At 32.0% G+C, this 8,843-nt stretch carries 9 protein-coding genes; 5 read left to right on the top strand and 4 right to left on the bottom strand.

The genetic code is table 11. The annotated features are described in order from the left end of the window. Positions 1 to 49: 49 nt before the first annotated feature. Both dnaE and HG1285_RS20255 read left to right on the top strand, forming a co-directional pair. Complete coding sequence (gene dnaE / locus HG1285_RS20260; protein ID WP_343122633.1) at positions 50 to 1,267, top strand: DNA polymerase III subunit alpha; 1,218 nt, start codon at positions 50 to 52, stop codon at positions 1,265 to 1,267. A 20-nt stretch (positions 1,268 to 1,287) separates the two neighbouring features. Next, positions 1,288 to 2,586 (top strand): OB-fold nucleic acid binding domain-containing protein, encoded by a 1,299-nt coding sequence (locus HG1285_RS20255; RefSeq protein ID WP_008288094.1) that lies wholly within the window; start codon positions 1,288 to 1,290, stop codon positions 2,584 to 2,586. A 95-nt stretch (positions 2,587 to 2,681) separates the two neighbouring features. On the opposite strand, the gene HG1285_RS06595 is transcribed toward HG1285_RS20255, so the two are convergent. Next, on the bottom strand, positions 2,682 to 3,908 hold the full coding sequence (locus HG1285_RS06595; protein WP_008288093.1) for a class I SAM-dependent RNA methyltransferase: 1,227 nt from the start codon (positions 3,906 to 3,908) through the stop codon (positions 2,682 to 2,684). Between the two features lie 138 nt (positions 3,909 to 4,046). On the opposite strand from HG1285_RS06595, the gene HG1285_RS18165 reads away from it, so the two are divergent. Then, positions 4,047 to 4,979, top strand: coding sequence for a hypothetical protein (locus tag HG1285_RS18165; protein WP_008288092.1), 933 nt, complete (start codon positions 4,047 to 4,049; stop codon positions 4,977 to 4,979). Positions 4,980 to 5,107: 128 nt separating this feature from the next. Here the strand turns inward: HG1285_RS18165 and HG1285_RS18160 are convergent, their stop codons facing one another. Genes HG1285_RS18160 through HG1285_RS06610 form a run of 3 tightly spaced genes read right to left on the bottom strand, consistent with a single transcriptional unit; the run spans position 5,108 to position 8,226 of the window. Beyond that, entirely contained in the window at positions 5,108 to 6,301 is a 1,194-nt protein-coding gene (locus HG1285_RS18160; protein WP_008288091.1) for a 2-oxo acid dehydrogenase subunit E2, read from the bottom strand. Next, positions 6,291 to 7,268, bottom strand: a complete 978-nt coding sequence (locus HG1285_RS06605) for an alpha-ketoacid dehydrogenase subunit beta (RefSeq protein WP_008288090.1) — start codon at positions 7,266 to 7,268, stop codon at positions 6,291 to 6,293. Before HG1285_RS06605 ends, HG1285_RS18160 begins: the two co-directional genes overlap by 11 nt. Continuing rightward, positions 7,255 to 8,226: a thiamine pyrophosphate-dependent enzyme gene (locus tag HG1285_RS06610; protein ID WP_008288089.1), complete on the bottom strand. Its 972-nt coding sequence runs from the start codon at positions 8,224 to 8,226 to the stop codon at positions 7,255 to 7,257. The genes HG1285_RS06605 and HG1285_RS06610 overlap by 14 nt, the downstream gene beginning before the upstream one ends. Before the next feature lie 107 nt (positions 8,227 to 8,333). Between HG1285_RS06610 and HG1285_RS06615 the strand changes: the two genes are divergently transcribed. Continuing rightward, entirely contained in the window at positions 8,334 to 8,663 is a 330-nt protein-coding gene (locus tag HG1285_RS06615; RefSeq protein ID WP_198005448.1) for an ATP synthase subunit I, read from the top strand. After that, on the top strand, positions 8,647 to 8,843 hold a 197-nt coding region (locus tag HG1285_RS19105; RefSeq protein WP_198005447.1), incomplete at its 3' end, for a prepilin peptidase. The genes HG1285_RS06615 and HG1285_RS19105, both read left to right, overlap by 17 nt.

Raw genomic sequence — 8,843 nt, 5'->3', positions numbered from 1 at the left:
AAATTGCTGAAAAATGTAATGTTGAAATAGAAACAGCAGATACAAGAGGATATCTTTCCCAAAATATCAAATACCCGGGCTTGACAGGGAAGCAACAGAAGAAGAAAAAGCACAGTATTTTGAAAAACTTGCATGGGAAGGACTTGAAAAAAGGCTTGAAAAAATAAAGGATTTATCAAAAGAAAAGTATGAAGAATACAAAAAAAGATTGAAATATGAAATAGATATTATTAAACAGATGGGATTTCCTGAATATTTCCTTATAGTACAGGATTTTATAAAACATGCAAAAGAAAATGGTATTCCTGTAGGCCCAGGGAGAGGTTCTGCAGCAGGTTCACTTGTTGCATATACTCTTGGAATTACTGATGTTAACCCCCTTCAACATGGGCTTATTTTTGAGAGGTTTTTAAATCCAGACAGAATTTCAATGCCTGATATTGATATAGACTTTTGTATGGAAAATAGACCTAAAATTATTGAATATGTAAGAAATAAATACGGTGAACAGGCTGTTGCCCAGATAATTACCTACAACTTTATGAAATCTAAAATGGTTATAAGAGATGTGGCAAGAGTTTTAGGTTTTCCATATTCTGAAGCAGATAAAATTGCAAAAATGATACTTCCTGGACCTGTGCAGGGTTCAACATTAACAATAGAAGAAAACCTTGAAGCAAATCCTGAATTTAGAAAACTGTATGAAACAGATGAAAGAGTAAGAAAACTCCTTGATTTAGCTAAAAAGTTAGAAGGGTCTGCAAGGCATACAGGCATTCATGCAGCTGGTATAGTTATAGCTCCAGGGCCCCTTGATGAGTATGTTCCTGTGTATGTTGATAAAGATGGTACTAAGGCTACCCAGTTTGACATGAGTACCCTTGAGATGCTTGGTCTTGTTAAAATGGACTTTTTGGGTCTTAAAACTCTTACAGAACTTGATTATATGAGAAAACTTATTAAAGAAAGACACGGGATAGACCTAAACTTCTTAGAACTTGGATTTGATGACCCTAATGTTTATAAACTTCTTCAATCTGGCAAAACAACTGGAGTGTTCCAGCTTGAAAGTAAAGGAATGCAGAACCTCCTTGCAAAACTAAAGCCAGATAAATTTGATGAAATTATAGCTATTTTGGCACTTTTCAGACCGGGTCCTTTAATGTCTGGAATGGTTGATGAATATATAGAGAGAAAGCACGGCAGGAAAAAAGTTGAGTATCCATTTGAAGAAGTTAAAGATGTTTTAAAGAAACCTACGGTTTAATTGTCTATCAAGAACAAATAATGTTCATGGCTAACATTCTATCAGGCTTTACAATGGCAGAAGCAGATACCTTGAGAAAAGCCATCGGTAAGAAAAAAGCCGATGTTATGGCAAAAATGAAAGATAGATTTATAAACGGTGCTGTTGAAAAAGGATTTAGTAAAGAAAAAATTTCACAGCTCTGGGATGACATTGAAAAATTTGCTTCATACTCATTTAACAAGTCCCATTCAACAGCTTACGCATATCTAACTTACTGGACTGCTTATATAAAAACCTATTATCCAGAAGAATTTTTTGCAGTGAAACTAACAACAGAAAAAAATGATGATAAATTTTTAAACATTCTTAATGATATGAAAGATTTTGGCATTGAGCTTTTACCACCTCACATAAATAAATCTTTATCAGAGTTTGCAATAGAAGAAAAAGGAAAAATAAGATTTGGTCTTGCAAGAATTAAAAACGTTGGAGAGTCTTCAGCGAAAGCTATAGTAGAAGAAAGGATAAAAAACGGAGAGTATCACGATATTTTTGACATAGCTGAAAGACTTGATTCTAAAAATATGAATAAAAGAGTACTTGAAGCACTTATAAAAGCAGGAGCTTTTGATTTTACAGAAGTTGATAGGGGAGTTATGCTTCATAACATAGATAAAGCCTTAACCTCGGGGCAAAAACAGAGACAAAGCAAGCTCTCAGGACAAAACTCCCTTTTAGGCTTGATGATGAAACCAGAGGAAACAAAAACTGCTGTTTTATCATACAATGATGCTCCACATTTAACAGAAAGGGAAAAACTTGATTATGAAAAAGAAGTTTTAGGGTTTTACATATCCGGACATCCTTTAAAAGCATACCAAAAAGAGTTAAAAGGAAGAGTCCTACCAATAGCTTCGTTAATTACAAGAAAATCAAGGGATAGGGTTAAAGTAGCCGGAGTTATATCAAATGTTAAAAAGAAAAAAACAAGAAGTGGAAATACAATGGCTGTTTTTCAGCTTCAGGATGAGACAGGAATAATGGATGTTAGGGCTTTTCCTGAAAATTTAGAAGATAGCTCAATTTTAGAGGAAAACAAACTTGTAATTATAGAAGGAAGTATAGAAATAAATGAAGAACAGGAAGAAGTTTCAATGAATGCAAACAACATAATACCTGTAGAGTATATAAATAGGGAAGTTAAATACGTAAGGTTTATACTCTCAAAAGAAGATGTTGAGAATGGAACTGCAGAAAAGATTAAACAGCTTTGTAAAAAGTTTCAGGGAATAAAGAGGTATTTTAGAGATAAGAGAAGATGGAAAATTCTGGTGTGAAATAGCTGCCCACTCAAACTACCACGTTGACATAAATGATGAGTTTAAACAGCAGTTGTCAAACTGCTTCCGCCAGAAAAGTATATTTTGAATAATTAAACTTTATCTAAAACAAAAATACTTTCTATATGATGAGTTTGCGGGAACATATCTATTAATTTTACTTTTTTTAATTCAAATTTTTCTGAAAGGAGATTGATGTCCCGCGAAGCAGTTGAAGGATTGCAGGAAACATAAATTATTCTTTTTAAGGATTTTAACTGCAGTAGTTTTTGAATAATATTTTTCGGAATACCTGTTCTTGGAGGGTCAAAGATTAAAGTATCTGGATTATAGCCAAAAATAATATCTGCAGATTTTTCAACTACTTTTTGATAAAACTTTGCGTTTCCAATATTATGAACTTTTACATTATACTGTGCGTCTTTAACGGCAGACTTTGATGCTTCAATTCCAAAAACTTTTTTTGCTTTTTTAGAGGCAGGAAGAGTAAAAAGCCCAACACCACAGTAAATATCACCGATACACTGGCTGTCCTTAGGAATTTCTGAAATTACTTCGTCTACAATATTTTCTAACTGGTACTTATTTACCTGAAAGAATGAATCAATACTTACCCTGTAGTTAAATTTACCTGCCCTATAAAAAGTAAAAGACTTACCTTCAAGTTTTACACGTTTGTTTCCAATGTAAACACCAATACCGGCAAATGTATCCAATAAATTTTCAATATTCATAAATAAATTTTCCTTTAAAACAATCTTTAACATGGGTTTATTATCAGGATGATGAAAAATGTGTAGTTCTTCAACCTGAGGGTTATTTTTTGCAAGATTTTTAAGTGTAGGTATTAAATTATTTATATTTTTATCAGCTATATCACAGCTTTCAATATCAACAACTTCATTTGATTTTAATTTATAAAATCCAAAATTTTTGCCGTCAAATTTAAATTGAACTCTATTTCTATAGTTAAAGGGATTTGCAGAAGGAATTACTTTGTCAGTATCTTTATTTATTTTTCCTATTCTTTGAAGGGTTTCTTCTAATATTTCCTTCTTTATTTCAACCTGTTTTTCATAATTTATATGTTGAAAATCACATCCACCGCACTGCATGTAATACTTACATTTTGGTTCTACCCTATAAGGATTTTTTTCCAAAACATCTACAGGAAAACCTTCACAAATACTCTTTTTTTCTTCTTTAATCTCAACCTCAACAACTTCTTCTGGTAGAGTAAAGGGGACAAAACATACTTTTTCTTTCAATCTGGATAGACCTTTCCCACCAAATACAACCTTTTCTATACTTACCTTCATAGTTATTCCTTCAAGTAAAATGCTGTTAAGTCGTTATACTCATTAATTATAAACTAAAATTAAAAATGTTTATCTATTCTACCGATATAAAGCAAAATTTCCCTCTTATAAAATAGTTATGGAAATTTAAGTTCAGATGTGAGCTTACAGTCAAGACACAAGGAAATCTCATTTAATTATGAAAAATTCAGTATAAAGTTTATAACTTCTGATAAAACATCTGCACAGGATGTTAACGTCAATATAAATACTAAAACAATTAAATCTAATGTTAAAGCTGTTGACACTGACAGCAGTTTAATGGATGAGAATGAGCTAAAAACATTTATAATAAAACTCTTAGTAGAAAAGTTGACAGGAAAGAAAATAAAAGTACTATCTTTAAGAGATTTTCAGGAAAAACTGCACACTTTAAATTCAAACATTGAAAAGCCTGAATTTGCTGCTGAAATAGAGTATGAAAAATTAAATTATCAAAAAGAAAGTGTAAATTTCAAAGCAAATGGAAAAATAATAACAAAAGATGGACGGCAGATACAGTTTGATATAACTTTTTCATTAAATAAGGAAATTCTGGATTATACCCATCTTAATATAAAAGCAGGAAGTAAAGCACTGATAGACCCTCTTGTTATAAACTTAAACGGTAATTTAGAAAATCCTCTTTCAGACACAAAATTCAGCTTTGACCTTGATGTAGATGGAAATAAAGAAAATATACCTCTTTTATCAGCAGGATACGGATTTTTAGTTTTTGATAAGAATGGAAATAATATTGTTGATAACGGCAGTGAGCTTTTTGGAACAAAAACAGGAAATGGTTTTGGGGAGTTAAAGGGATATGATGATAATAAAGATGGATGGATAACAGAAGACGATAAAATTTTTGATAAACTAAAAGTATGGCTAAAAACACCTTCTAAAGACAGTTTAATTTCTCTAAAAGACCTTAATATTGGTGCTATTTATTTAAATAATGTAGATACGCCTTTAACCCTGCAAGAAGGTTTTTTGAAAAACTCTTCTATTTATATAAAAGAAAACGGCAAGGCAGGAATAATATCAAAATAGATTTTGCCGTTTAAATTTTTATTTAAGTCCTTCTATATATTTTTATCTTTAAATTTTCCTTTAAATTTTTACAAAAAGTGCTGCTTCTCTCCCATTTATAATCCTGTGGTCAAATGTTATCACAACTTTTATTTTTTTCTTTCCTCAGCCCCTACTGCAGCAATTCCGCTGTAGTTATATGGGATTACTGCATCAAACATCTGTATTCCAAACATACCTAAATTTGATATACCAAATGTTCCATCTTCAAAATCTTCTACTTTAAAACTTTTTTCTTTTGCTTTTTCTTTTATCTGGTTAATCTCTTCCTGTATCTGTTTTAATGTTTTTTCTGACGCATTTTTTATTACAGGAGAAAAAAGCTCTTCATCTACGGCAACTGCTATTGCTATGTTGCTTGAAGGATAGAGTCTATATTTTCCGTTATCGTAATAAATTCTTGTCCTGTAGTGTTCCTGCATAACGTCTGCAAATATTTTTACCAGATATGTTGTCAGTGTAAATTCTTCATTATGCTCAATATATTTTAAATCTAAAGTTTCGTATATGTGATAAACAGGCAGTGTAGCTGATTTTGTTAGATGTTCTATAAGTCTCTTTTGCGTCTGAGAAATATCTAAAAGTTTATAAGCTCCTTTTTCTTTTAAATATTTCAAAAGTTTTTCTTTTGTTATGTTTTCTCCAAGCTCTTCTACAATATTTTTTAAATCAATTTTATATCCCTTTATTTCTTCAAGAGCATCTTGCGTGAAATATTTTGAGTAAAAATAAAGCCATATATCTTCTTCATGTGCTGGAGCTGGAATTTTTCCTTCTTCTTGAAGTTTCTTTAAATCTATACCAAGCTGAGATGATAACTTTTTAGCTGCTGGAGATGCTGAGCCTCCTGCAAGTTTTACATGTTTTTCTTCTACATGTTCAACAGATTTTACTGTTTTATCTTTTTCTTCAGGTTTAAATTCTTCTTTTTTGGTAGTTTGTTTTTGATATGTTTGTGCTGTATTTTTTTGAAGATTAACAGGTTCTGTTTTTTCTGAAATAACCTTTTCCTGGGAGGTTTGAATTTGTGATACAGTTTTTTCTTCAGATAATTCTAAAATTGCTATAGGTTTTCCAACTTCTACTTCATCGCCTTCCTGAGCAAGTATTTTTTTTAAGATACCGTTTTTAAATGATGGAACCTCTTGAATAGCTTTTTCAGTTTCTACCTCAACTATTGGCTCACCTTTTTCTACAGCTTCTCCTTCTTTTTTCAACCAGCGGACTATAAGCCCTGTTTCCATTGTATCTGTAAGCCGAGGCATTGTTATTTCATATTCCATTTTCTTTTCCCCACTCAATTATTTTTTTAGCAATTTTATCAGGTGTTGGTATTGAAGCAAGTTCTAACTTTCTATTATAAGGAGTAGGAACATCCTCTCCACATATTCTAATAGGCGGAGCATCTAAATCGTAAAAGTTGTTTTCTAAAACCCTTGAAACTATCTCTGCTGTAAAACTTCCTGCTTTTGGTTCTTCTGCTACAATCACAAACCTTTTTGTCTTTTTAACTGACTCATACACCTTTTCAAGGTTTAAAGGATTTAAAGATGTAAGCTCAATAACCTCTACGCTAATTCCAAGAGTTTTTTCTACTTCTTTAACAGCTTCCAGACTATCGTGAAGCATTTTAAGGTAAGAAACCAATGTTATATCGTCTCCTTCTTTTATAACCCTTTGCTTTGTAATGTCAAATTCAGGAATATAAACAAAATCAAAGTCTTTTGCATATAAAAGCTCATGTTCTAAAAATACAACAGGGTCATCAAGTAAAATAGCCTGCTTTAAACCGTGATACGCCGTAATACTGTCTGAAGCTGTAAAAACTCTAAGCCCCGGAACAGAAGCAAAGATTCTTTCAAAAGACTGGGAGTGCTGGGCAGCAAGCTGAACAGCCACCCCCTGAGGCATTCTTACTGTAATCGGAACAGCTACCTCGCCACCGCTCATATACCTGATTTTTGCAGCCTGGTTTACTATCTGGTCATAGGCAATTAATGAAAAATTTACTGTCATTATTTCTGCTACAGGTCTTAATCCACCTATAGCCATGCCTACAGCATTTCCAACTATTGAATTTTCAGCTATTGGCGTATCTATTACTCTTTTTTCTCCATATTTTGCGTAAAGACCTTCTGTTACTCTATAGTTTCCGCCGTAAAATCCAACGTCTTCTCCTAAGATTACAATAGTTTTGTCTTTTTCCATAAGTTCATCCATTGCTTTATTTAACGCTTCACGATACAACATTTTCACACACCTCGCAGTAAACGTCTTTATAAAGTTCATCAAGTGGCGGTTTAGGTGATTTAAGGGCAAACTCAACAGCTTCTTCTATTTCTTTTTCAACTTTTTTGTCTGTCATTTTTATAAACTCTTCTGTTAAAAACCCTTCTTTTAATCCTCTTTTTATTAATCTCTCTATTGGGTCTCTTTCTTTTGCTATTTTAAGCTCTCTCGGTGAACGGTAATCTCCTCCATCACTCATAGAATGAGGTTCATATCTGTATGTCAAAGCTTCTATAAAATAAGGGTTTCCTTCTGTTTCTATATACTCTTTTGCTTTTGAAACTGCTTCAAATACAGCAAAAACATCCATCCCATCTACCTGAACTGCAGGCATATAATCTTTTGCTTTCATGTATAAATCTTTAAAAGCTGATACTCTATCTATTCTTGTGCCAATTGCATAGTAGTTATTTTCACAAAGAAATAAAACAGGGACTTTATAAACATTTGCAAGATTTAAAGATTCATAAAAGTTTCCAGCATTTGTAGCACCATCACCAAATGCAACCATTACACCTTCCATATGTCCAAGATATTTTCTTGCATATGCAGCTCCAACGGCGTGAGTTATCTGTGCTCCTACAATAGCATTTCCACCGTAAAAGTTAAATCTTGAGCTGTACAGATGCATTGACCCTCCTTTCCCTTTTGATACTCCTGTTATCTTCCCAAATAACTCAGCCATAAGCTCCTTAGCTGACATACCTCGTGCAAGAGCATAAACATGGTCTCTATAATGAACGAAAAAATCGCCTTTTCCAAATCCAAGCATAGCTCCAACGTGTGTAGCTTCTTCCCCTATAGCAAGATGTAAAAATCCTCCTATGTTTCTTTTCATATATTCTTCTTTAGCTCTCAGCTCAAACTCCCTCCCAAGTTTCATAAGATAATAGAATTTTTTTGCATATGATTTAATCATTACATTACCTCTCTGTGATTTTATCTTTTGATTTTAACAATAAGTTTATATAAGTATTCTGTCAATAGAATATGTTAAAATTTTATAAAAATTTTGGAGCTGTAATTTTGGTTAAAGCTTTTCTTTATTTGACTTTCTTTTTATTAGGTATAGGTGTTGGAATTATTTATTTTAATAATCTCTGGAAAAGTGTGAATGCATATAAATCTGATAAATCAAAAATAATATTTTCTTCATTTTTGAGATTTCCTCTTCCTATTATTGCAGCCATTATTGCAGGTTTATTTTCTGGAATTGCAGGTATTATTGCAGTAATTTTAGGCTTTTCTATAGCTCAAGTTTACTATTTAGTAAAAAGAGGTTCACAATTAAAGCAAGACCTTGAAGAATACGCAAAACAGTTAGAAGAAGAAAATAAAAATGGAAATAAATCTTGAAGTCTTTTATTTAATTGCTTTTTTTATTTTTGGAACAGTTATAGGAAGTTTTTTAAACGTTGTCATATACAGACTTCCAAGAGAAAAATCATTAATTTCTCCTCCATCTTCCTGTCCAAATTGCGGGCATAAAATTAAGTGGTATGAAAATATACCTATAATTTCTTACATATTTTTAAA

The organism is Hydrogenivirga sp. 128-5-R1-1 (genome assembly GCF_000171895.1).
Note: the sequence above shows the minus strand (reverse complement) of the source record. Positions and strands in the feature narration are given on the sequence as shown.